19 protein-coding genes are annotated in these 22618 nt (G+C 64.2%); 7 read left to right on the top strand and 12 right to left on the bottom strand.

The genetic code is table 11. The annotated features are described in order from the left end of the window. Nucleotides 1–910, bottom strand: a 910-nt coding sequence (gene hemA / locus RFM98_RS23355) for a 5-aminolevulinate synthase (RefSeq protein ID WP_320311036.1), incomplete at its 3' end; no start/stop codon positions are given. Nucleotides 911–1245: 335 nt separating this feature from the next. On the opposite strand from hemA, the gene galE reads away from it, so the two are divergent. Continuing rightward, the gene (gene galE, locus RFM98_RS23350) at nucleotides 1246–2241 is read left to right on the top strand and encodes a UDP-glucose 4-epimerase GalE (RefSeq protein WP_320311043.1); all 996 of its coding nucleotides are present in this window, start codon (nucleotides 1246–1248) and stop codon (nucleotides 2239–2241) included. 101 nt (nucleotides 2242–2342) lie between these two features. Further along, nucleotides 2343–3599, top strand: coding sequence for a D-amino acid dehydrogenase (locus RFM98_RS23345; protein ID WP_320311035.1), 1257 nt, complete (start codon nucleotides 2343–2345; stop codon nucleotides 3597–3599). Between the two features lie 9 nt (nucleotides 3600–3608). Here RFM98_RS23345 and RFM98_RS23340 read toward each other — a convergent pair whose 3' ends face one another. The 7 genes from RFM98_RS23340 to RFM98_RS23310 form a co-directional block, all read right to left on the bottom strand. Next, complete coding sequence (locus RFM98_RS23340; protein WP_320311034.1) at nucleotides 3609–4967, bottom strand: FGGY-family carbohydrate kinase; 1359 nt, start codon at nucleotides 4965–4967, stop codon at nucleotides 3609–3611. After that, on the bottom strand, nucleotides 4964–5278 hold the full coding sequence (locus tag RFM98_RS23335; protein ID WP_320311033.1) for an L-rhamnose mutarotase: 315 nt from the start codon (nucleotides 5276–5278) through the stop codon (nucleotides 4964–4966). Before RFM98_RS23335 ends, RFM98_RS23340 begins: the two co-directional genes overlap by 4 nt. Next, entirely contained in the window at nucleotides 5278–6279 is a 1002-nt protein-coding gene (locus RFM98_RS23330) for an ABC transporter permease (protein ID WP_320311032.1), read from the bottom strand. The genes RFM98_RS23335 and RFM98_RS23330 overlap by 1 nt, the downstream gene beginning before the upstream one ends. Then, complete coding sequence (locus tag RFM98_RS23325; RefSeq protein ID WP_320311031.1) at nucleotides 6276–7253, bottom strand: ABC transporter permease; 978 nt, start codon at nucleotides 7251–7253, stop codon at nucleotides 6276–6278. Before RFM98_RS23325 ends, RFM98_RS23330 begins: the two co-directional genes overlap by 4 nt. Further along, nucleotides 7250–8809 carry a sugar ABC transporter ATP-binding protein gene (locus RFM98_RS23320; protein ID WP_320311030.1) on the bottom strand — a complete coding sequence of 520 codons (1560 nt, stop codon included), beginning with the start codon at nucleotides 8807–8809 and terminating at the stop codon, nucleotides 7250–7252. The genes RFM98_RS23325 and RFM98_RS23320 overlap by 4 nt, the downstream gene beginning before the upstream one ends. A gap of 84 nt (nucleotides 8810–8893) precedes the next feature. After that, on the bottom strand, nucleotides 8894–9889 hold the full coding sequence (rhaS, locus tag RFM98_RS23315; RefSeq protein WP_140647400.1) for a rhamnose ABC transporter substrate-binding protein: 996 nt from the start codon (nucleotides 9887–9889) through the stop codon (nucleotides 8894–8896). Between the two features lie 56 nt (nucleotides 9890–9945). After that, entirely contained in the window at nucleotides 9946–10755 is an 810-nt protein-coding gene (locus tag RFM98_RS23310) for a DeoR/GlpR family DNA-binding transcription regulator (RefSeq protein ID WP_320311029.1), read from the bottom strand. A gap of 189 nt (nucleotides 10756–10944) precedes the next feature. Between RFM98_RS23310 and RFM98_RS23305 the strand changes: the two genes are divergently transcribed. The 3 genes from RFM98_RS23305 to ggt all read left to right on the top strand — a co-directional run bounded on the left by RFM98_RS23305 (nucleotide 10945) and on the right by ggt (nucleotide 16410). Next, nucleotides 10945–13047: a bifunctional rhamnulose-1-phosphate aldolase/short-chain dehydrogenase gene (locus RFM98_RS23305; protein WP_320311028.1), complete on the top strand. Its 2103-nt coding sequence runs from the start codon at nucleotides 10945–10947 to the stop codon at nucleotides 13045–13047. An 88-nt stretch (nucleotides 13048–13135) separates the two neighbouring features. Then, entirely contained in the window at nucleotides 13136–14428 is a 1293-nt protein-coding gene (gene rhaI / locus RFM98_RS23300) for an L-rhamnose catabolism isomerase (RefSeq protein ID WP_320311027.1), read from the top strand. 242 nt (nucleotides 14429–14670) lie between these two features. Then, nucleotides 14671–16410, top strand: coding sequence for a gamma-glutamyltransferase (gene ggt, locus RFM98_RS23295; RefSeq protein ID WP_320311026.1), 1740 nt, complete (start codon nucleotides 14671–14673; stop codon nucleotides 16408–16410). A 4-nt stretch (nucleotides 16411–16414) separates the two neighbouring features. Here the strand turns inward: ggt and RFM98_RS23290 are convergent, their stop codons facing one another. From RFM98_RS23290 to RFM98_RS23275, 4 genes are read right to left on the bottom strand one after another with little or no spacing between them, the layout of a single operon-like run. Continuing rightward, entirely contained in the window at nucleotides 16415–16762 is a 348-nt protein-coding gene (locus RFM98_RS23290) for a hypothetical protein (RefSeq protein WP_430682342.1), read from the bottom strand. After that, nucleotides 16759–17013, bottom strand: coding sequence for a hypothetical protein (locus tag RFM98_RS23285; RefSeq protein WP_320311025.1), 255 nt, complete (start codon nucleotides 17011–17013; stop codon nucleotides 16759–16761). Before RFM98_RS23285 ends, RFM98_RS23290 begins: the two co-directional genes overlap by 4 nt. 18 nt (nucleotides 17014–17031) lie before the next feature. After that, entirely contained in the window at nucleotides 17032–18387 is a 1356-nt protein-coding gene (locus tag RFM98_RS23280; protein ID WP_320311024.1) for a sigma-54-dependent transcriptional regulator, read from the bottom strand. Beyond that, nucleotides 18384–20249 carry a sensor histidine kinase gene (locus tag RFM98_RS23275; RefSeq protein ID WP_320311023.1) on the bottom strand — a complete coding sequence of 622 codons (1866 nt, stop codon included), beginning with the start codon at nucleotides 20247–20249 and terminating at the stop codon, nucleotides 18384–18386. The genes RFM98_RS23280 and RFM98_RS23275 overlap by 4 nt, the downstream gene beginning before the upstream one ends. A 234-nt stretch (nucleotides 20250–20483) precedes the next feature. Here RFM98_RS23275 and RFM98_RS23270 point away from each other — a divergent pair, with 234 nt between their 5' ends. Both RFM98_RS23270 and RFM98_RS23265 read left to right on the top strand, forming a co-directional pair. Next, complete coding sequence (locus RFM98_RS23270; protein ID WP_320311022.1) at nucleotides 20484–21818, top strand: dicarboxylate/amino acid:cation symporter; 1335 nt, start codon at nucleotides 20484–20486, stop codon at nucleotides 21816–21818. Nucleotides 21819–21953: 135 nt separating this feature from the next. Continuing rightward, nucleotides 21954–22535 (top strand): histidine phosphatase family protein, encoded by a 582-nt coding sequence (locus RFM98_RS23265; protein WP_320311021.1) that lies wholly within the window; start codon nucleotides 21954–21956, stop codon nucleotides 22533–22535. The last annotated feature ends 83 nt before the right edge of the window (nucleotides 22536–22618 follow it).

The raw sequence follows: 22618 nt of genomic DNA, 5'->3' as shown, positions 1-22618 counted from the left end.
GCGCGTCGCGCTCGGCCTGCGAACGCTTCAGATGCCGGATCGAGGTGGTGGCGGCCGCCGCGATCGCCGGCGGCAGCGCGGTGGTGAAGATGAAGCCCGGCGCATAGGAGCGCACCGCGTCGATCACCGCACTGGTGCCGGTGATATAGCCGCCCAGCGTGCCGAAGGCCTTGGCGAGCGTCCCCTCGATGATGTCGATGCGGTCGGCCAGGCCTTCGCGCTCGGTGATGCCGCCGCCGCGCGCACCGTACATGCCGACGGCGTGGACCTCGTCGATATAGGTCATGGCGTTGTAACGCTCGGCGAGCTCGACGATCTGCCTGATCGGCGCGATGTCGCCGTCCATCGAATAGACGCTTTCGAAGACGATCAGCTTGGCGCGCTCGCGACCTGCCGCCTGCAGCAGGCTTTCCAGATGCGCCACGTCGTTGTGGCGGAAGATCTTCTTTTCGGCGCCCGAGCGCCGCACGCCTTCGATCATCGAGGCATGGTTGAGCTCGTCCGAGAGCACCAGGCAGTTGGGCAAGAGCCGCGCAATGGTCGAGATCGAGGCCTCGTTGGAGACGAAGCCGGAGGTGAAGACCAGTGCTGCTTCCTTGTCATGCAGGTCGGCAAGCTCCTGCTCGAGCTCGACCAGCGGGTTCGAGGTGCCGGAAATGTTGCGGGTGCCGCCGGCGCCCGAACCCATCTTGCCGGCAGCGTTCTGGAAGGCGGTGATGACGTCGGCGTTCTGGCCCATGCCGAGATAGTCGTTGGAGCACCACACGGTGATTTCCTGGGCGCGGCCGTTGGAACGCCAGATGGCGCGCGGGAACTTGCCCACCATGCGCTCGAGGTCGGCGAAAACGCGGTAGCGCCGCTCCGCGTGGATCTGGTCGATCGCGTCTTCGAAGAACCGCTGATAGTTCATGTCGACTTCCCAATTTTCGGGCCGGATCATAGTCACTGCCCCATGCCGCGTCCACCGGACCCAACCGGTCAAAATGCCACGCCCTTGCCCTGTTCCTAACGATGCCGGATCGTGGCCTATTCCGGGCTGTTTGAAGCAGTTTTGTTTCAGTACGATGCCTCAGACGGGAGGAACTGTTACGGGTTTAACATTGGGAGGGTAATGCATGTCGCCCAAAAAGTGCGCAGCGGTTTTGGGAGGACGACATGCATCAAACAATACAGGCTTGCGGCGGGGTTTCCAGCAAGGCGACTGTTGAGACAGTTTCCGATAAATCTTGATCAGCGAGGTAGATGATGACGGTTTTGGTGACAGGCGGTGCCGGTTATATCGGCAGCCACATGGTCTGGGAGTTGCTGGACGCCGGCGAGAGCGTCGTGGTGCTCGACCGGCTTTCCACCGGCTTCGAATGGGCGGTGGCCCCGGAAGCAAAGCTCGTCGTCGGCGATGTCGCCGATCGCAACCTGGTCGGCGGGATCATCCGCGAAAACAAGGTCGATGCCATCATCCATTTCGCCGGCTCGATCGTGGTGCCGGAATCGGTCGCCGACCCGCTCGGCTATTACGAAAACAACACCTGCAAGACCCGCACGCTGATCGAGACCGCCGTGCGCGAGGGCGTGCCGCATTTCATCTTCTCTTCCACCGCCGCCGTCTATGGCGGCGCCGGACTGGAACCGGTGCGCGAGGATGCGCGGCTGGCGCCGGAATCGCCTTATGGCCTTTCCAAGCTGATGAGCGAATGGATGCTGCGCGATGCGGCCCTGGCGCACGACATCCGCTATACGGCGCTGCGCTATTTCAACGTCGCCGGCGCCGATCCCAAGGGCCGCACCGGACAGTCGACGCCCGGCGCCACGCATCTCATCAAGGTCGCCTGCGAGACCGCGCTCGGCAAGCGCCCCTTCATGCAGGTCTTCGGCACCGACTATCCGACGCCGGACGGCACCTGCATGCGCGATTACATCCATGTCAGCGATCTCGCCGCGGCGCACCGGCTAGCGCTGCAGCGGCTGCGCGACGGCGGCGAGAGCCTCGTCGCCAATTGCGGCTATAGCCACGGCTATTCCGTGCTCGAGGTGATCGACAGCGTGCGCCGCGCCTTCGGCCATGACTTCGATGTCCGCATGGGGGACCGCCGGCCGGGCGACGCCGCCGCCGTGGTCGCCAATTCCGAGCTTGCCCGCAAGGAGCTCGGCTGGACGCCGCAGCGCGACGATCTCGACCTGATCGTCAATGACGCGCTGGCCTGGGAGCGCATCCTGACCGGCAAGAACTCAGCTCGAAGCTGACCTGTTGGGCCAAGGGCTCGTCCGAGGCGTTTAGACGCGGTATTGAGGCACATGCAGTGGTGCGCTGAGGCGCGCCGCCGCGATGATGCTTGAGGGACGGCATGAAGGTTCTGGTTCTTGGGGCCGGCGTGGTTGGCACGGCGGCCGCCTACTATCTGGCTAAAGATGGTCACGAGGTGACAGTGATCGAGCGTCATGAGGCGGTGGCGCGCGGCACCAGCCAGTCAAATGCCGGCCTGGTGTCGCCCGGCGATGCCACCGCCTGGGCTTCGCCCGCCGCGCTGAAGACGTTCCTGCGTGCGCTCTGGAACCATGACCTCGGTATCAAGGTCAGGCTGCGCCTCGATCCGTATTTCTATGCCTGGAGCCTGCGCTTCCTGCGCGAATGCACCGTGAAGCGGCTGCGCGCCAACACCGACATCAAGCTGAGACTGGCGCTCCATTCGCGCGAGTGCATCAATCAACTGTCGGAGGCGACCGGCATCCACTATGACGAGCGCAAGAAGGGCATCCTCTATTTCTTCCGCTCGCAGAAGAGTCTCGACACCGGTACCGACAATTACCGCTATCTCAGCGAGCACGGCCTGCCGATCGAGATCGTCGGCCGCGAGCGTCTGGTCGAACTGGAACCGGGTCTTGCCGGCGTGAAGGAAAAGATCGCGGGCGGCATCTATTCTCCGATCGACCAGACCGGCGATTCCAAGCAATTCGTGGACAGGCTCGCCGCCTATGCAACTGAGAAGCTCGGCGTGAAATTCCTGTTCGGCACGACGGTCGAGGGCCTCGATATCGAGGGCGATCGGGTGCGCGCCGTCATGACCTCGGCCGGTCCGGTGACGGGCGACGCCGTCGTCATTTCCATGGGACCGGAAAGCGGCCTGCTCGGGCGCCGCTACGGCATCGACCTGCCAGTCTATCCGGTGAAGGGCTATACGGCGACGATTCCTTTGGAGGACGAGAGCAAAGGGCCGACCATGGGCGGCGCCGACGAGGACCGGCTGATCGGCTATTCGAGGCTCGGCAATCGCCTGCGCATGTCCTCGACGGCCGAGTTCACGGGCTTCGACCGCACGTTCAAGCCGCGCGATTTCAGAACCATCCTAGAAACCGGCAAGGATCTTTTCCCGGGCGCCTTCGACGAGAAGAAGGCGGTGCTGTGGGCCGGCTTACGGCCAATGATGCCGAACTCCGTGCCGGTCATCGGCCAGGCGAGATACCGCAACCTCTATCTCGACACCGGCCACGGCCATGTCGGCTGGACCATGGCCTGCGGCTCGGGCCAATTCCTGGCTGACGTCGTTGCCGGCCGCAAGCCGCAGATCGACCCGCGGGGATTGCTCTACGGGACAGCGCGCTGAGCCGGTGGCTTACGCCGTAACGATCTTCCGCCACGCTCGCGTGTAGCCTTGCCAAGCCGGATCGGCTGGCGGTTCGGTCCGCTCGCCTTTGCTCATCGCTTGCGTGCCATCAGACGCCAGCAGCGCGGCACCGATACTGGTCCCGGTCGACGTCTCCGACGCAACCACCGGTCTCTCCGTCGAGGCTGCCAGCATGCGGATGAAAAGCGGGTTTTGCGCAAACGGCCCCTCGACGGTCGTCGGTCCGTCGCCGCCGATAAGCTCCAGGCAGGTCGCGGTCATCAGCGCCAGATAAAACGAGATGGTGGCGAAGCGCTGTCCGGGGCCTAGGTCCTCGGCGTTGACCCACTGCGCGGCGCGGTTCGGGAATGGCCCCGACCCCTGTTGCGTGGAAGGCAGCAGCAAGACCTGCCGTGCCAGCACGGCGGCAACATCGTCATCGATCCATTCCTGTGGCGGGCCATCGGTCAGCAGCGAGAACTCACGGCCGCCCATGAAGCGCGCCGAAGGCACGGGATCGCCGAGCGCATTGACATTGACCAGCGTGTCGCGCGCCGGGTCGAGTTCCACCTTCCGGCCGCCAACCGCCATCGAGACCACCCAGGTGCCGGTCGAAACGACGGAGAAGGGCGGTGCGTCGGACAACAGATGCGGCAGCAGCGAGGCGTTGGAATCGTGCAGGCCGCAGAATACGGGCGTCTGCGGGTCGAGCCCTGTCCGCCGCGCCAACTCAGGCAGGATCGGGCCAAGCCGGTCCTTTGCCCGCCGCACCGGCGCCATCAGCCGGCGCCAGCCCATCCTGTCGACCAGCGAGGAATAGTCGGACGTCCAGGGGTTCCACAGATCGGTGTGGCAGCCGAGCGAAGTCGCCTCGTTGGCGGCAATGCCGGTCAGCCGCAGCGCGAAGTATTGCGGGTACATCAACATCGCCGCGGCCTTGGCGAATTCCGCCGGGAACCGCTTCTGCTGCCAGAAGAACTGCGCGCCGAGATTGAGGCCGATCGGCAGCCGCGGCGTACCGGTCTCGGCAAAGGGCGGACGGACGGCGTCATAGTCGGCCGCAAGCTGGTCGGGGCCGTCGAATTCATAGTCGAGCACCGGCAGCACCAGTTCGCCTATTCGGTCGACCAGCGCGCCGGTCGCGCCATGCGTGGTGATCGAGATCGCATCGATCGGCCGCTTGCGGTTGAGATCGGCGAGGCTGTTCAAGACGAACGTCCACAGCGCCTCGATATCGTGATGTGGATAAGGCGCTTGTCGTACCGGCGCGTTGGCGGTACGGCGCAGCGCGATCTCACTCAGCGTCGTGAGATCGACCAGCGCCACCTTGGCGTTGGTCTTGCCGATATCGATGACGGCGACAATCATGCCATATGGAACATCGTTTCGAGCGGCACCGCCAGCGGCTCGTTGTCGGCCCTGGTCTCCATCAGGTCGGCCATATGCGCCCACCAGCGCTGCATCACCGGATGGCTAGGCAGGTCGGCCATGCCGTGGTCGTCTTGCCGCCAAAGCACGCCGAACAGGATGCTGGTCTCCTCGTCGAGATGGATCGAATAGTCGGAGATGCCGGCCTGTTTCAAAAGCGCGACCAGCGACGGCCAGATCTCGTCATGGCGGCGCTTGTATTCGGCCTTCATGCCGCGATTGAGCTTCATCTTGAAGGCGTATTTTTCCATCAGGCGAAGCGTCCTTCGCGCAGCCGTCGCCAGAGGATCGGCAGCGCAATGACGATGATCAAAAGCAGGCCGATGAAGATCGACATGACGATGCCCGGCACGTTGAGCAACCCAAGCCCAAAAGTCACCAGCCCCATGATGAAAGCGGCAAGCACGACGCCCAAGATGCTGCCGGCGCCGCCGAGGATCGAGACGCCGCCCAGCACCACCATGGTGATGGCTTCGAGCTCGTAGCCCTGCGCGATCGACGGCCTCGTCGAGCCGAGTCGCGAGGTGATCAGCACCGCGGCGATGCCCGACATCAGCCCCGTCAGGCAAAACAGGATGAACTTGATGCGGCCAACGCGCACACCGGAGAACTGGCAGGCGACAGGGTTGTTGCCGATGGCGAAGACGCGCCGGCCGAAGCTCGTGCGGTGCAGCACGAACCAGTAGATCAGCGCCGCGACGAGGAACAGCGCCAGCTCGAACGAGAAAACCCACCAGACATAGCCCTGGCCGAAGAAGGCGAAGCTTTCCGGATAGCCCTTGTAGGCTTGGTCGCCGAGGATGATGAAGGCGATGCCGCGGAACAGGCTCATCGTGCCGATGGTGACGACGATGGAAGGCAGGCCAAGGCGGGTGACCAGCAGCCCGTTGAAGGCGCCGCAGCCGAGCCCCACGACGACGCCGACCAGCACCAGCACCGGCGTGCCGGCGCCGGCCTGCACGGCCATGCCCATCATCGTCGAGGCGAGCGCCACGATCGCGGCGACCGAAAGGTCGATCTCGCCCGAGATGATCAACAGCGCCATGGCAAGCGCGATCAGGCCCTTTTCGGTGAAGTTGAAGGTGAGGTCCGACAGCGACCACGGATCGAGGAAGTAGGGCGAAGCGAAGCTGTTCACCGCGAAGATAAGGATCGCGATGATGACGAGCAGCGCCTCCCAGGAGAAGATCGCCGAGGAAAACGGCTTGTCGAGCCGGTCGGGGATGTGGCGCGGGGCAGGGGTGTCGGTCATGCCGCTTCCGCCTTTCTCAGGATGATGCGGCCCTGCCGGCGCTCGCCGCGCGCGTTGAGCACCACGGCCAGGATGATGGCGCTGCCCGAGATCGCCATCTGCCAGAAGGGCGAGATGTTGATGACCGGCAGTGCGTTGGAGATGATGCCGAGGAACAGCGCGCCAAGCACCGCGCCGCCGACCGAGCCGATGCCGCCGGCGATCGAGATGCCGCCGATGACGCAGGCGGCGATGATGTTGAGCTCATAGCCGTTGGCGACCTCGACCGAGGCGATCACATAGCGCGAAATCCATAGATAGCCGGCGAGGCCGCCGATCATGCCGGAAATGCAAAAGACGATGAATTTGGTGCGGCCGACATCGATGCCGGCATAGACCGAGGCGGTCGGATTGACGCCGATGGCGTAGATCGAGCGGCCGATCGCGGTCCGCGTCATCACCAGGAAGAACAGCGCGATCACCAGGAGCGCGATCCAGGACAGCACCGGCAGGCCGAGGAAGGCGGCGCGCTGGAAATTGATGAAGGCGGGGCTCATCTGGTCGGCGTTGACCCAGGCGCCGCCGGAAACGACAAAGGTGGCGCCGCGATAGATGGTCAGCGTGCCCAGCGTCACCACGATCGACGGGATGTTCAGCCGCCACACCAGGACGCCGTTGATGGCGCCGAGCACCAGGCCGACCAGCAGCGCGATGACGATCAGCATCGGGATCGGGATCGACGGATGGGCGGCGTTGAGCATCGCCACCACCATGCCGGTGAAGCAGAGATTGGAAGCCATCGAGAGGTCGATCGAGCGCGTCAGGATCACCACCATCTGCCCCAGCGCCAGGATCATCAGGATCGACGTGTCGTTGAACACCTGGCGCAGGTTGGCCGGGTCGGCAAAACCCGGGAAGCGCATCGAGATCAGGCCGATCAGAACGACGATGCCGGCCAGCAGCCAGATCTCGCGATATTTGAGGAAGCTCTTCATGCCGCGATCCCCGCTGCCGTCCTGACCAGCGTCTCGGCGTCCAGTCCCTTGTTGCCGTACGTGGCCGCGATGCGGCCTTCGCGCATGACCACAACCCTGTCGGACATGCCGAGGATCTCAGGCAATTCGGACGACACCATGATCACCGACAGGCCTTGTGCGACAAGCTCGGCCATGAAGCCGTGCACGGCGGCCTTGGAGCCGATGTCGATGCCCTTGGTCGGTTCGTCGAGAATGATCACCTTCGGCGCTGTGGCCAGCCATTTGGCGATGACCACCTTCTGCTGGTTGCCGCCGGAAAGCGTGCCGACATCCTGGCTGAGCGAGGAGGCGCGCAGATCGAGCCGCTCTGTGTAGGAGCGGGCAAGCTCGAACTCTTCGGCCAGCTTGAGCACGCCGGATTTCGAGGTGCGCGCAAGCGACGGCAGCGACACGTTCTGGAAGATCGGCAGGCCGATCACCACGCCCTGCTTGCCGCGCTCCTCCGGCACGTAGACGATGCCGGCCTCGATGGAATCCGCCGCCGATTTCGGCGCGATCGTCTGCCCGTCGAGCGAAATCGCGCCTCGGCTCGTGCGGGTGATGCCGGCGATCGCCTGCATCACCTCGCTGCGTCCGGCGCCGACAAGGCCATAGAAACCGAGGATCTCGCCCTTGCGCAGCTCGAAGCCGATGTCGTCGAACTCGGTCGGATGCGACAGGCCGGAGACGGAAAGCACCGGCGCGCCGATCTTCGGTTCGCGTTGCGGAAAGATGTGGTCGACATTGCGGCCGACCATCATGCGCACGATCTCGTTCTGGCCGGTGTCCTTGAGCAGGCCTTCGCCGACCATCTCGCCGTCGCGGAAGACGGTATAGCGGTCGGCGATGCGGTAGATCTCGTCGAACTTGTGACTGATGAAGAGCACCGCCTTGCCTTCGCTCTTCAGGAATTCGATCAAGAGGAAAAGCTCCTCGATCTCCTTCATCGAAAGGGCCGCGGTCGGCTCGTCCATGATGACGATGCGCGCATCGATCGACATCGCGCGCGCCACGGCCACCAGATGCTTGTTGGCGATGCCGAGGTCCTTCAGCCGCGCGTCGGCGTCGATATGGCCGGCACGCATCGTCTCCAGCACCTCGCGCGCATTTTTGCGCATCATGCGCCAGTCGATGGTGCCGAAGCGGGTGCGCGGCGCATGGCCGAGGAAGATGTTTTCGGCGACCGACAGGTCGTCGAACAGCACCGTTTCCTGCTGAATGGCGGTGATGCCGTGGCCGAAGGCGGCATGCGCGCTGGGCAGTGTCGTGTCCTGGCCGTCGATGCCGATCTCGCCGGCGTCGGGCTGGTAGATGCCGGTCATGATCTTGACCAGCGTCGACTTGCCGGCGCCATTCTCGCCGATCAGCGCGGTTACCTGCCCGGGGTAGAGCGACAGGCTGACATTGTGCAGCGCGCGGACGCCCGGGAAACTCTTGGAGATGCCTGAGAGCGTCAGGCGGGGAGAGGCGCTCGCAGCCAGGCCTGAACGCTCGGGCGGCTGCGTCTCCGTTTTGCGCTGGGCTGTCGTGTCCATATCCGTATCAAGCCCTGAAACTAGGTCCGTTTGAAGTCGCGGCGGGACAATTGTCCCGCCGCATGAGCTTGGAATGCGCCAGGATCAATAGATCTTGGAGAACTTCTCGATGTTGGTCTTGTCGAACTGGAAGGGCGGAGCCATCGCGGCCGAGTTGGTGTCGTCGAGCGTCACCTTGCCGACGCGGCCGATCGACAGCGTGGCGCCCGGCTTTGCTTCTTCCTTCTTCACCGCCAGGTCATGGGCGAGGTAGATCGCCGAGTAGCCGAGGTCGATCGGGTTCCACAACGCAACCGCCTGGCTGGCGCCGTTGTCGATGAACTTCTTGAACTCGGAAGGCAGCGCGAGGCCGGTGACATTGACCTTGCCGATCAGGTTCTCGTCGGTGACGACCTGCGCGGCGGCGACGACGCCGACAGTGGTCGGCGCGATGATCGCCTTGAGGTTCGGATAGGACTTCAACAGGCCCTTGGCTTCGTCGGTGCTCTTGGCCGAGTCGTCATCGCCATAGACGGTGGCGACCAGCTTGATCTTCGGGAATTTCTCCGGCAGCACCTTCTTGGCGGCTTCGATCCAGGCGTTCTGGTTGGTTGCCGTCGAGGATGCAGAGAGGATCGCGACATCGCCGCCTTCCGGCAGGTAGTCGGCGGCGAGCTTGATGATCGTCTCGCCGATCAGACCGGTGTCGGACGGGTTGAGGTGGAGCTGGCGGCCTTCCTTGGCGACGCCGGAGTCCCACGAAATCACCGTGATGCCGCGCTCCATCGCCTTCTTCAGCACCGGCACCAGCGCGTCGGCGTCATTGGCCGAAACCGCGATCGCGTTGACCTTCTGCGCGATCAGTGAGTTGATCACTTCGATCTGCGCTTCGGCGGTAGCCTTGGTCGGGCCGGTGTAGATCACGTCGACATCGCCCAGTTCCTTGGCCGCTTCCTCGGCGCCCTTGTTGGCGGCATCGAAGAAGCCGTTGCCGAGCGACTTAACCACCAGCGCGATCTTGACGTTCTCGGCATAGGCGGCATTCACGAACATGGCGGCGGAAAAGGCCGCCGTGACCAGCAGTTTCTTCAAAAAGCTCATCGAATATCCTCCCTTGAGCGTTGCATTCCATCGCCGCTGCGGGCGTGAGTTTTCCCTCAGGCCTGCAGTGAAGATTCTTCCTTTTCGCTTGACTGTCTGCGGGCGACGATCAGCGTCACGCCCGCTGTTTCGAGCATCTTGGCCTCGCGGTCCTCGATGCCTTCGTCGGTGATCACGGTTGCGATCCGCGACAGCCCGCACAGGATCAGGCTGGAGCGCATGCGGAATTTCGAGGAATCGACCAGCACCACCAGCTCGTCCGCCTGGTCGATCAGTTTTTGTTCGGCCTGGATCAGCAGCGGATCGCCTTCCATCAGCCCGAGCGGCCCCAAACCCTGCGCGCCCATGAACATGCGGCGCGCATAGAAGTTGCGCGTCACGTCATTGTCGAAGGGCGACAGGATGATGTTCTGCTCGCGGTAGATCGTGCCGCCCGACAGCATCACCGTGTTCTTGGAGTGCCTGAGCAGATGCTCGGCGATCGGGAAGGAGTTGGTGAAGATTGGCATGCGGCGCCCGGTCAGGAAATGCACCATCTGGAAGGTGGTGGTGCCGCCATTGATGATGATCGGCTCGCCGTCGGTGCAAAGGTTCACCGCTTCCCGCGCGATCGCCCGCTTCTGCGCGGCGTTCAGCGTCTCATTGACGGAAAAGGGCCGGCCGGCGAGGCCGATGAACTGCGGCGGAGAGATCGCCTCGGCGCCGCCGCGCACCCGGCGCAGGCGCTTTTGCACATGCAGCGCCGCAATGTCGCGCCGGATCGTGGCTTCGGAGGAGTCGGTCAGTTCGACCATCTCCTGCACCGTCACCACAGGCTTTTCCTGGACGGCGGACAGAATGATCCTGTGGCGCTCTTTTTCGTGCATGGTTCCTCCCTGCCTAAGCATCAGGCCTTAGAAAACGCGCAGTGTCAATCATTTCCGATCACATATTTTCATTGTGCAGTGCAATATGATCGATTTTGATCGTTTGTGATTGACAAGCGAGGCGCTTGCGTAGACATTCCCCGGCGAGAAATGAGGGGCGCGGCGTTCGCGCTCCAAGGGAGGATACCTATGCTCGACAAGCGCTCCGGCTCGCGCCTCGCCAATCTGTGGGACGATGCAAAAGCCGAGGGGATGAGCGGTCCCGAGCTTCTGGTCTATCGCTCGAACACGCTGGGGTCCGACAAGCGCGTCACCAATTATGGCGGCGGCAACACCTCTTCGAAAGTCTGGCAGAAGGACCCGCTCACCGGCCAGGATGTGGAAGTGCTGTGGGTCAAGGGCTCGGGCGGCGACAGTGCTTCGATCAAGCTCGACGGCTTCGCCACGCTCTACATGGAGAAGCTGCGCGCCCTGAAGGGCCTCTATCGCGGGCTCGCACATGAGGATGAGATGGTGGGCTATCTGCCCCACTGCACCTTCAACCTCAATCCGCGCGCGGCCTCGATCGACACGCCGCTGCACGCCTTCGTGCCAAAGCCTCATGTCGATCACATGCATCCCGACGCTATCATCGCGGTCGCAGCCGCCAAGGATTCCAAGGCGATCACCAAGGAGATCTTCGGCGACGCCATCGGCTGGCTGCCGTGGAAGCGGCCGGGCTTCGAGCTTGGCATGTGGCTGGAGAAGTTCTGCCTCGAAAACCCCGATGCCAAGGGCGTCGTGCTCGAAAGCCACGGCCTGTTCACCTGGGGCGACACGCCCAAGGAATGCTACGAGACGACGATCTCGGTGATCAACCAGGCGATCGAATGGTTCGAGCGCAAATCCGAGGGCAAGGCGATCTTCGGTGGCGAAGCGGTACAGGCGCTCGACGCGCCGGTGCGCCGCGCCATCGCCGCGAAGCTCATGCCGAGGATCCGTGGCCTGATTTCCGAAAAGAGCCACAAGCTCGGCCATTTCGACGATCAGCCGGCGGTGCTCGAATTCGTCAATTCGAAGGATCTGCGCCCGCTGGCGGCACTTGGCACGTCGTGCCCGGATCATTTCCTGCGCACCAAGATCCGGCCGCTGGTCATCGAGTTCGATCCGGCAAATCCAGATGTCGACGCCGTCATTGCGCGGCTCGCTGAGGACATTGCCGCCTATCGTGTCGGCTACCAAGCCTATTATGACAGCTGCAAGCACGCGGACTCGCCCGCCATCCGCGATCCCAATGCCGTGGTCTATCTGATGCCCGGCGTCGGCATGTTCACCTTTGCCGGCGACAAGGCCACCGCCCGCATCTCCGGCGAGTTCTACGTCAACGCCATCAACGTCATGCGCGGCGCCTCGACGGTCTCGTCCTATGTCGGCCTGCCCGCGCAGGAAGCCTTCGACATCGAATACTGGCTGCTCGAGGAAGCCAAGCTCCAGCGCCTGCCGAAGCCGAAGGCGCTCGCCGGGCAGATCGCCTTGGTCACCGGCGGCGCCGGTGGCATTGGCCGCGCCACCGCCAGCCGGCTGCTGCGCGAGGGCGCCTGCGTGGTGCTGGCCGATATCGACGAGGCCGCGCTCGCTGCAGCCAATGAAGAGCTGTCGAAGGCCTTCGGCAAGGATTTCGTCCGTCCGGTGAGGATCGACGTGACTTCGGAGGATCAAGTAACCTCCGGCTTTGCCGAAACGTCGGTCGAGTTCGGCGGCATCGACATCCTGGTCTCTAACGCTGGCTTGGCCTCCTCCGCTCCGATCGAGGAAACGACGCTGGCCTTGTGGAACAAGAACATGGACATCCTGTCCACCGGCTATTTCCTCGTCTCGCGCGAGGCCTTCCGGCTGTTCCGCGCCCAGAAGATCGGCGGCAACGTCGTCTTCGTCGCTTCCAAGAACGGGCTTGCCGCTTCGCCGAATGCATCCGCCTATTGCACGGCCAAGGCAGCCGAGATCCACCTTGCCCGCTGCCTCGCGCTGGAGGGTGCGGAAGCGCAGATCAGGGTCAACGTCGTCAATCCGGATGCGGTGCTGCGCGGCTCCAAGATCTGGACAGGCGAGTGGAAGGAACAGCGCGCCGCCGCCTACAAGATGTCGACCGACGATCTCGAGGAGCATTACCGCTCGCGCTCGATGTTGAAGCGTTCGGTCTTTCCGGAAGATATCGCCGAAGCGATCTACTTCTTCGCCTCCGACATGTCGGCCAAGTCGACCGGCAACATCGTCAACGTCGACGCCGGCAACGCGCAGAGTTTTACGCGATAAGCTTCCTTCTCCCCGTTCAACGGGGAGAAGGTGCCCGAAGGGCGGATGAGGGGCGGCGCCAGCCGAACGAGTTCTGGGAGGAATTGCAGTGTCCGAAACGATCATCTCGACGGAGATCGTCGAAAAGAGCAACGCCGCCCGCAAGGCCGACCTCGATCGCGATTACGCCTCGCTCGGTGAGCGCCTCGACCGCCGCGGCATCGCCATCGACGCCATCCGCGATAAGGTCGAGAAATTCGCCGTGGCGATCCCGTCCTGGGGTGTCGGCACCGGCGGCACGCGCTTTGCCCGTTTCCCCGGCGCCGGCGAGCCGCGCGACATCTTCGACAAGATCGAGGACTGCGCCGTCATCAGCCAATTGACGCAGGCGACGCCGACGGTCTCGCTGCACATTCCATGGGACAAGGCCGACCCGAACCGGCTGAAGCAGGCGGCGTCCCGCTTCGGTCTCGGCTTCGACGCCATGAACTCCAACACCTTCTCCGACGCCAGGGACCAGGAGCGTTCCTACAAATTCGGCTCGCTGTCGCACGCCGATGCCGGCACGCGCCGTCAGGCGGTCGAGCACAATCTCGAATGCATCGAGATCGGCAAGACGCTCGGCTCCAAGGCGCTGACGGTGTGGATCGGCGACGGCTCGAACTTCCCCGGCCAAGTCAATTTCGCAAAAGCCTTCGAGCGCTATCTCGATGCGATGGGCGAGATCTATGCCGGCCTGCCGGACGACTGGCGGCTGTTCACCGAGCACAAGATGTATGAGCCGGCCTTCTATTCGACGGTCGTGCAGGATTGGGGCACCAACTACATCATCGCCAAGGAACTCGGCGACAAGGCCTTCTGCCTGGTCGACCTTGGCCACCACGCGCCCAACGTCAACATCGAGATGATCGTGTCGCGGCTGATCCAGTTCAAAAAACTCGGCGGCTTCCACTTCAACGATTCCAAATATGGCGACGACGATCTCGATGCCGGTTCGATCGATCCTTACCGGCTCTTCCTCGTCTTCAACGAACTGGTCGATGCCGAGCTCGCCAGTGCCGAGGGCTTCCATCCGGCACATATGCTCGACCAGAGCCACAACGTCACCGATCCGATCGAAAGCCTGATGCTGTCGGCGGTCGAGGTGCAGCGCGCCTATGCGCAGGCGCTGCTGGTCGACCGCAAGGCGCTCGAAGGCTTTCAGGAGGCCAGTGACGCGCTGATGGCGACGCAGACGCTGAAGGCGGCCTACCGCACCGATGTCGAGCCGATCCTCGCCATGGCGCGCCTGAGGACCGGTGGCGCTGTCGATCCGGTCGCCGCCTACCGGGAAGCCGGCTACCGGGCGAAGGTCGCGGCGGAACGGCCCGCGGTGGCCGGTGGCGGCGGCGGGATTGTCTGAGGCCGAGCCACTCCCCCTCATCCGGCCGCTGCGCGGCCACCTTCTCCCCGAGGGGAGAAGAAGTTGGCGTCGGCGCTGACGAACTCCTCTCCCCTTGGGGAGAGGTCGGATTGCCCGAATTGCCCTTGCAATTCGACTTGGCAATCCGGGTGAGGGGTCTCTCTCGCGTTGCTTCAATTGTTATTGGACTAATTCGCCCTGACGGTCTTTCCTTAGCGTCCCACGCCCCGGAGAGCCCCGCCATGCATCTCACCCGCCGGACCCTGATCGGCATCAGCCTCTCGCTTACGATTGCCCTCACGCCGTCGACCATTGCCTTCGCCGCATCGCCCGCCCCCGCCAAGGGCGAGCACGGCATGGTGGTGACCGCGCAGCATCTCGCCACCGAGGTCGGTGTCGAGGTGCTGAAGAAGGGCGGCAACGCGGTCGATGCCGCTGTCGCGGTCGGCTACGCGCTGGCTGTCGTCTATCCCAATGCCGGCAATATCGGCGGCGGCGGCTTCATGACCGTGCGCATGAAGGACGGCCGCACGACCTTCATCGATTTCCGCGAGCGCGCGCCGCTCGCCGCGACCAAGACCATGTATCTCGACAAGGATGGCAACCCGGTGAAGGGCGCCAGCCTCGACGGCTATCTGGCTGTCGGCGTGCCGGGCTCGGTCGCCGGTTTCGAGGTGGCGCGCGAAAAATACGGCACGCTCTCCAGACAGGATCTGATGGCGCCGGCAATTGGCTATGCCAAAGACGGCTTCGTGCTCAACCAGGGCGACGCCGCCTCTTTCGCCGGCAGCGCCGACCGGCTGGCGAAGGACCCGGCTGCGGCCGCCATCTTCCTGAAGAAAGACGGCAAGCCCTACGGCATCGGCGAGAAGCTGGTTCAGCCGGACCTCGCAGCCTCGCTGTCGGCGATCTCGGAAAAGGGCCCGGACGCCTTCTACAAGGGCGCCATCGCCGATGAGATCGTCAAGGCGAGCGGCGCCAAGGGCGGCATCCTCGCCAAGGGCGATTTCGAGCAATATGCGGTGCGCGAGCTGAAACCGGTAACTTGCGACTACCGCGGCTATGAGATCATCTCCTCGCCGCCGCCAAGCTCGGGCGGCGTCATCATCTGCGAGATCCTCAACGTGCTCGAAGGCTATCCGCTGTCCTATCTCGGCTCCGGTTCTGCCGAGACGGTGCATGTCATGGCGGAAGCCATGCGCCATGCCTATGTCGATCGCAATTCCGCGCTCGGCGATCCCGATTTCGTCGACAATCCGGTCTCGAAGCTGCTCGACAAGAATTACGCGAAAGGCATCCGCGACAAGATCGATCCGTTCCGCGCCGGCGTCTCGAAGGATCTGATGCCGAAAGGTTTCGGCGAGTCGAAGGAAACAACCCATTATTCGATCATCGACAATGACGGCAACGCGGTCGCCGTCACCTATACGCTGAACGGCTCCTTCGGCGCCGGCGTCGTCGCCGATGGCACCGGCATCCTGCTCAACAACGAGATGGACGATTTCACCCAGAAGCCCGGCGTGCCCAACCTCTACGGGCTGGTCCAGGGCGAGGCGAACGCCATCCAGCCGAAGAAGACGCCTCTATCCTCGATGAGCCCGACGATCGTCACCAGGGACGGCAAGCCGTTCATGGTCATCGGCAGTCCAGGCGGCTCGCGCATCATCACCATCACGCTGGAGGCGATCGTCAACGTCATCGATCACGGCATGAACATCCAGCAGGCGATCGACGCGCCGCGCATCCACCATCAATGGCTGCCGGACACGGTCTATGTCGAGCCGTTCGGGCTTTCCCCAGACACCGAGAGGCTGCTCGCCGGCATGGGCTACCATCTCGACTTGAGCGATCAGACCTGGGGCCAGGCGGCCGGCATTCTGGTCGGCGGCAAGAGCCTCAGCGAGATCGAGAAGGGCGGCGGTGCGCGCTACAACGGCGCCATCGACAGCCGCGCGGCCGCCGGCGAAGCGTTGGGATATTGATGGATTACACGACCAGCGTGATGGTCGAGGCGATCAGCATGACGGCGGCGATCGCGACGAACAGCGCATAAATGCGCGGCCGGTCGAGCAGCAGCGCATTGCCGGAAATCCAGGCCGCCGTGGCGCCGCCAAGAGCGAACAGGAAGCCGTTGCGGTGGCCGAACGACAAGGAGGCGGCCATCAGGCCGCCGATGATCAGCGCGCCGAAGACGATGATGACGGCGACCGCGTATTTCTCGAAATCATTGCCGCCGCCCATCGCCGGCCCCATCGCATTGAGATTGGACAGGTCGTCGGGGTCGAAAGGGCTGGTCGATCCGTATTCGTCTTGACCGAGGGATTCGCGCATCATTCGTTCTCCGCTGAGCGGCAACAAACCATCAACGCCTGCCGAGCGCAACCCGGCAACGCCGCCACGGCGATGCGTTCGCCGCCCGGCTGATGCCCGCTTGCCACGGTTTCCCGGCCGGTCTTAACGGCATAGGGGCATTGCGGTTCCCAGAGCATGATGCCGAAAAGTGAAAGCGGTTTTCGGGCGACATCATGCTCTATCTCTTTGATTTTAGAGCCGGATGATTTCAGGTCGATTCGACCTGAAATCATCTCGGCTCTAGGCTTGTTCTATCTGGAAAAATCGCTGCGCACGATGCCGTGCCGCTGCAGCTTGTCGTAGAAAGTCTTGCGTGGAATGCCTAGCGCCTCGATGGTGCGGCGAACGTCGCCGTCATTGCGACCAAGTGTCTCGCGGATGATCTCGGCCTCGTAGCGATCGAGCCGTTCCGGCAAGGGCGCGGAGGCGTCGCTTGCCGCTGCCGCAGGGGAATGCGCTTCGGCAATGTCCTCCAGCCCGAGCACGAAGCGCTCGGCGAAATGGGCGAGCTCGCGCACATTGCCCGGCCAGTCATGTTCCCTCAGATGGCGCTGGACTACGGCCGATGTTGCCGGCACGGCGCGCCGGAAGCGGGATGCGGCGCGCTCGGCGAAATAGCCGAACAGCAGCGGCACGTCGGCCCGCCTTTCGCGCAGCGGCGGGATCGAAAGCGTCACCACATTGAGCCGGTAATAGAGGTCCTCGCGGAAATTGCCGCGCTGGCTGGCATTGCCGAGATCGACCTTGGCGGCGGCGACGACGCGCAGGTCGACCGGTCGGATTTCATTGGTGCCGAGCGGCGTCACCTCGCGCATTTCCAGCACCCGTAGCATCTGCACCTGCGTCGAGGCCGGCATGCTTTCGATCTCGTCGAGGAACAGCGTGCCGCCGCTCGAATGCTCGATGCGGCCGACGCGCTTTTTCTGCGCGCCGGTGAAGGCGCCGGCCTCATGGCCGAACAGCTCGCTTTCGATGACCGTCTCCGGCAACGTGCCGCAGTTGAGAGCAACGAAATTGCCCTTGGCGCGCCGGCTCCAGCGGTGCAGCAGGCTTGCAACCACCTCCTTGCCCGAGCCGGTCTCGCCGGTCACCAGCACGTCGACATCGGTGTCGGCGATCTGCCGCAGAGTCCGGCGCAGCCGCTCCATGGCCGGCGTCTGGCCGATCAGCGGCAGCCCTTCCTGCGCCTGCTCCGCCGCCTCGCGCAAGGCGCGGTTTTCCATCACCAGCCGGCGTTTTTCGGCGGCGCGGGCAACGCTCTGCGCCAGCCTGTCGGCGGCAAAAGGCTTGGTGATGAAGTCGTAGGCGCCATCCTTGATCGCCTTGACGGCCATCGCGATGTCGCCATGGCCGGTGACGAGGATGACGGGGATGTCCGGATCGAGCCGCAGCACGCGGTCGAAAAGCTGCAGCCCGTCGATCTCCGGCATGCGGATGTCGGACACCACCACGCCGCCGAAATTTCTGTCGAGCGCCGCCAGCGCTTCTCTGGCGATAGAAAAGGCCGATACCGCAAAGCCGGCAAGCTCCAACGTCTGCCTTGTCGCCTTGAGCAGATCGCTGTCGTCATCGATCAGGATGACCGGCGCGGGATCGTCCTTCGTCATGCCGCGCCAGCTTTCGACAGATGGATGGTGAAGCGCGTGCCCTGGCCGCTACTCGACACTTCGATGCGTCCGCCATAATCGGCGACGATGTCCTTGGAGATGACGAGCCCGAGCCCAAGGCCCTTTTCCTTCGAGGTGTTGAAGGGCGTGAACAGGGATTTCAGGATTGCGGGCGGGATGCCCGGGCCGTTGTCGGAAACGATCAGCGCCACGTCCTCGGCGGTTTCAGCGGCGGTCACTTCCACCCGCGCGTCGTCGCGGCCATCAAGCGCCTCCAGCGCATTCTGGAACAGGTTGATCAGCACCTGTTCCAACCGCAGCCGATTGCCCATCACCTTGAGCGCCGGCGGCGGCAGCGTGATCGCCAGCGCGTCCAGCCGGCCGGCGAAGCGGCTCCTGAGCAGCACGACGGCGCCCTCGATCACGCTGCGCAATTCGACGGGCTCGGCCGCGGTGCGGCCCTTGCGGGCGAAGGCTTTCAGCTCCTCGGTGATGGAGCCGATGCGCTCGGTCAGCGCGGCGATCGCGCCGAGGTTTTCCTCGGCTGAGGAGTTCTGCCTGCGCTCCAGGAAGACGCGCGCATTGTCGGCATAGGCGCGGATCGTCGCCACCGGCTGGTTGATCTCATGCGCGACGCCGGCGGCGACCTGGCCAAGCGTCGCAAGGCGGTTGGCCTGCACCAGCTCCTGCTGCATCACCTGCAGCTTCGTCTCGGTGCTGCGATGGTCGGCGATCTCGGCCTGCAGCCGGTCGCGCGCCAGGCTCAGATCCTGCGTGCGCTCGACGACGCGGCGCTCGAGCTCGGCGCGCGCGGCCTGTTCGGCGGCAATCCGCATCTGGCCGGATTGCCGGCGCCACAAAAGATAGGCGGCCAAGGCGATGAGCGGGACGACGACGCCAAGCGCCAGCAGCCGCATTTCGCGCTGGGCCGAGGCAATAGGAACTTCGGCCGGAACGAGATAATCGAGCCGCCACGGCGTCGACGGCACCGCCGTCGAAAGCCGCAGATACTCCGCGTCGCTGCCTCCAGGCGTAAGGGCATGAACCAGCGCGACATCGGCGGAAAGCGCCTCCGGCTTCGTGATCGGCAAGGGCACCAGCGGCGCATCGCCGAATTGCTGGCTGGCGCGGATCTCGGCGAGCACTGGCCGGCTGAGCGGCTCCGTCGTCAGGAAGCGCCAGGAGGGCACGCTGGTGATCAGCACCACGCCATGCGCGTCGCTGACATAGGCCGGGCGGTTGGCCTCGCTCCAGTCCGCCTCGAGCTGGTCGAACTCCATCTTGACCACGACGACGCCGAGCGGTGCCGCAGCACTGCCCACGCGGCGGGAGATGTAGAGGCCAGGACGCTTGCTGACATTGCCGAGCGCGAAATACTCGGCGGTGCCCGACTGCATCGCGCCCGAGAAATAGGCACGAAAACCGTAGTCGTTGCCGACGAAGCTCACCGGCTCTCGCCAATTGCTGGAAGCGATCGCCAGCCCGTCGGTGCCGGTGACGTAGAGCACCGAGGCCTTCGTGCCCGACACCAGCCCTTCGAGCTTGCGGTTGAGCACGTCGATCGACGCGGGGCTGCGCTCGGTCAGCGCGTCATGTACCTGCTGGTCCTCCGACAGCAGCAGCGGCAGCGCGCGCGGATTTTCCAGCACCGCGCGCAGCAGCGCGACCTTGAGGTTTGCGTCGGTGCGGCCTTGCGTGGCTAAAGCCTCGACCTCGGTCGAACGGCCATAGAGGCCGGCGCCATAGAGCGCTGCGAGCACGATAAGCAGCGCCACCGCCGCGAACAGCAACCATGCGCGCCGTGCCCGCCCGGCAAGCAGTTCGGGCGTCGAGGCGAGGGCAGCGGCAGGGCGTTGCAGCATGCCGCATTTGTGCATGATTTCGCACAAAGCACAATTCGCCCTATGCGGATAACCGCACCTGTGGCCTGCAAGATGCATGTGTCGAGTTCGAAAAAGTCAGCAAAATCAACGACGCGAGGCCCCGGGCGCAATCTGGCACGCCCGTTGCAGATGCCTCTGCAGCAGCCGCAAGGCTGTGGAGGTCAACTGCCCCGGGAGGTCGAGTTTCTCGATCGGGGCCGAACGGAGGACATCATGCAGACAGCAATCGCTGCCGCCGAACCGCGCGGCAAGGTTCCCCTTTACCGGCATCTCTATGTACAGGTCCTGGCGGCGATCGCCGCCGGCATCGTGCTTGGCCATTTCTATCCCGATGTCGGCGCGTCGCTGAAGCCGCTTGGCGATGCCTTCATCAAACTGGTCAAGATGGTGATCGCGCCGGTGATCTTTCTGACGGTGGCGACCGGCATCGCCGGCGTCTCCGACCTGCACAAGGTCGGCCGCGTCGCCGGCAAGGCGATGATCTACTTCCTTATCTTTTCGACGCTGGCGCTCGTCGTCGGCCTTGTCGTGTCGAACGTCATCCAGCCCGGCGCCGGCATGCACATCAACCCGGCGACGCTCGATCCCTCGAAGGTGGCGACGTTCACCGAGAAGGCGCATGACACGACCATCGTCGGCTTCCTGATGAACATCATCCCCGACACCATCACCGGTGCCTTCGCGCAAGGCGACATCCTGCAGGTGCTGTTCTTCTCGGTGCTGTTTGGCATTGCGCTGGCGCTGGTCGGCGAACGCGGCCGCCCGGTGGTCGATTTCCTGCAAGCGCTGACGTCGCCGATCTTCCGCCTCGTCGCCATCCTGATGAAGGCAGCCCCGATCGGCGCTTTCGGCGCCATGGCCTTCACCGTCGGCAAATACGGCATCGGCGCGATCGCCAACCTCGCCTTCCTGATCGGCACCTTCTACCTGACCTCGCTGCTCTTCGTGCTCGTCGTGCTGGGCGCCGTCGCATGGTACAACGGCTTCTCCATCCTGGCGCTGATCCGCTACATCAAGGAAGAGCTGCTGCTTGTGCTCGGCACCTCGTCTTCGGAGGCCGCACTTCCTGGCCTGATGGCCAAGATGGAGCGCGCCGGCTGCAACCGCTCGGTGGTCGGCCTGGTCATCCCGACCGGCTATTCCTTCAACCTCGACGGCACCAATATCTATATGACGCTGGCCGCGCTGTTCATCGCCCAGGCGACCGACACGCCGCTCACCTTCGGCGATCAGATCCTGCTTCTGCTCGTCGCCATGCTGAGCTCGAAAGGTGCTGCCGGCATCACCGGCGCCGGCTTCATCACTTTGGCCGCGACGCTGTCGGTGGTGCCTTCGGTGCCGGTCGCCGGCATGGCGCTGATCCTCGGCGTCGACCGCTTCATGTCGGAATGCCGCGCGCTCACCAACTTCGTCGGCAACGCGGTCGCGACAATCGTCGTGGCGCGCTGGGAAGGCGAGCTCGACCAGAAGCAATTTGCCGCCGCCATGGCCGGTCAATTGCCGGAAGAGGCGGATCTCGCCCTGTCCGGCGGCTTGCAGCCCGCCTGACGGACCAAGCATCCTCCCAAGCTCGTGCAGGTCGCGGCTTTCGCCGCGGCCTGTTCTTTTTGCCGGACGCCGCATAGGGTGGCGCGCCGGCCCGGCGCTCCCGCCGGTGCAACCATTCAGCCGTGAGGGCGGTCGATGAGCAGTGCGTTTCCCGAAATCTACCTGGTTCGCCATGGCGAGACGGAGTGGAGCGCCTCGGGCAGGCACACCGGCCGCACCGACATTCCCTTGACCGCCAAGGGCGAAGAGGCCGCGCGCGGCCTGGCCGATCGTCTCAAGGGCCTGACTTTCCAGGCGGTCTGGTCGAGCCCGTCGCAGCGCGCCTTCGACACATGCCGCCTCGCCGGCTTCGGCGAGCGCGCGGTGAAAATGGCCGATCTGCAGGAATGGGATTATGGCGCCTATGAAGGCGTGACGACAAACGAGATACTGTCCAGGCGTCCTGGCTGGCAATTGTTTCGCGACGGTTGCCCGGACGGCGAGACGGTGGCAGATGTCGGCGCCCGGGCGGATACCATCATCGCCGGGCTGCGCGCGGTTGCCGGCAATGTGCTCGTCTTCTCCAGCTCGCATTTCCTGCGGGTGTTCGCCGCACGCTGGGTCGCTCTGCCGCCGGAAGGCGGCCAACATTTCGTGCTCGATACCGCCAGCCTCAGCATCCTTGGCTACGAGCATGATCTGACCGAGCCGGTGATCCGCAGGTGGAATCAGAAGTAGCGAGCGCGACTCCCCCTTATCCGGCCGCTTCGCGGCCACCTTCTCCCCGAGGGGAGAAGAGATTGGCGCCGCGCTGGCGAACT

It is taken from the genome of Mesorhizobium australafricanum, assembly GCF_033977265.1.
Lineage (GTDB): Bacteria > Pseudomonadota > Alphaproteobacteria > Rhizobiales > Rhizobiaceae > Mesorhizobium > Mesorhizobium australafricanum.
Note: the sequence above shows the minus strand (reverse complement) of the source record. Positions and strands in the feature narration are given on the sequence as shown.

What these genes read in the sequence shown, in the direction of transcription:
- galE (WP_320311043.1), top strand. Translation starts at nt 1,246, where the DNA reads ATGACGGTTTTGGTGACAGGCGGTGCCGGTTATATCGGCAGCCACATG.
- RFM98_RS23345 (WP_320311035.1), top strand. Translation starts at nt 2,343, where the DNA reads ATGAAGGTTCTGGTTCTTGGGGCCGGCGTGGTTGGCACGGCGGCCGCC.
- RFM98_RS23340 (WP_320311034.1), bottom strand. Translation starts at nt 4,967, where the DNA reads ATGATTGTCGCCGTCATCGATATCGGCAAGACCAACGCCAAGGTGGCG.
- RFM98_RS23335 (WP_320311033.1), bottom strand. Translation starts at nt 5,278, where the DNA reads ATGGAAAAATACGCCTTCAAGATGAAGCTCAATCGCGGCATGAAGGCC.
- RFM98_RS23330 (WP_320311032.1), bottom strand. Translation starts at nt 6,279, where the DNA reads ATGACCGACACCCCTGCCCCGCGCCACATCCCCGACCGGCTCGACAAG.
- RFM98_RS23325 (WP_320311031.1), bottom strand. Translation starts at nt 7,253, where the DNA reads ATGAAGAGCTTCCTCAAATATCGCGAGATCTGGCTGCTGGCCGGCATC.
- RFM98_RS23320 (WP_320311030.1), bottom strand. Translation starts at nt 8,809, where the DNA reads ATGGACACGACAGCCCAGCGCAAAACGGAGACGCAGCCGCCCGAGCGT.
- rhaS (WP_140647400.1), bottom strand. Translation starts at nt 9,889, where the DNA reads ATGAGCTTTTTGAAGAAACTGCTGGTCACGGCGGCCTTTTCCGCCGCC.
- RFM98_RS23310 (WP_320311029.1), bottom strand. Translation starts at nt 10,755, where the DNA reads ATGCACGAAAAAGAGCGCCACAGGATCATTCTGTCCGCCGTCCAGGAA.
- RFM98_RS23305 (WP_320311028.1), top strand. Translation starts at nt 10,945, where the DNA reads ATGCTCGACAAGCGCTCCGGCTCGCGCCTCGCCAATCTGTGGGACGAT.
- ggt (WP_320311026.1), top strand. Translation starts at nt 14,671, where the DNA reads ATGCATCTCACCCGCCGGACCCTGATCGGCATCAGCCTCTCGCTTACG.
- RFM98_RS23290 (WP_430682342.1), bottom strand. Translation starts at nt 16,762, where the DNA reads ATGATGCGCGAATCCCTCGGTCAAGACGAATACGGATCGACCAGCCCT.
- RFM98_RS23285 (WP_320311025.1), bottom strand. Translation starts at nt 17,013, where the DNA reads ATGATTTCAGGTCGAATCGACCTGAAATCATCCGGCTCTAAAATCAAA.
- RFM98_RS23280 (WP_320311024.1), bottom strand. Translation starts at nt 18,387, where the DNA reads ATGACGAAGGACGATCCCGCGCCGGTCATCCTGATCGATGACGACAGC.
- RFM98_RS23275 (WP_320311023.1), bottom strand. Translation starts at nt 20,249, where the DNA reads ATGCTGCAACGCCCTGCCGCTGCCCTCGCCTCGACGCCCGAACTGCTT.
- RFM98_RS23270 (WP_320311022.1), top strand. Translation starts at nt 20,484, where the DNA reads ATGCAGACAGCAATCGCTGCCGCCGAACCGCGCGGCAAGGTTCCCCTT.
- RFM98_RS23265 (WP_320311021.1), top strand. Translation starts at nt 21,954, where the DNA reads ATGAGCAGTGCGTTTCCCGAAATCTACCTGGTTCGCCATGGCGAGACG.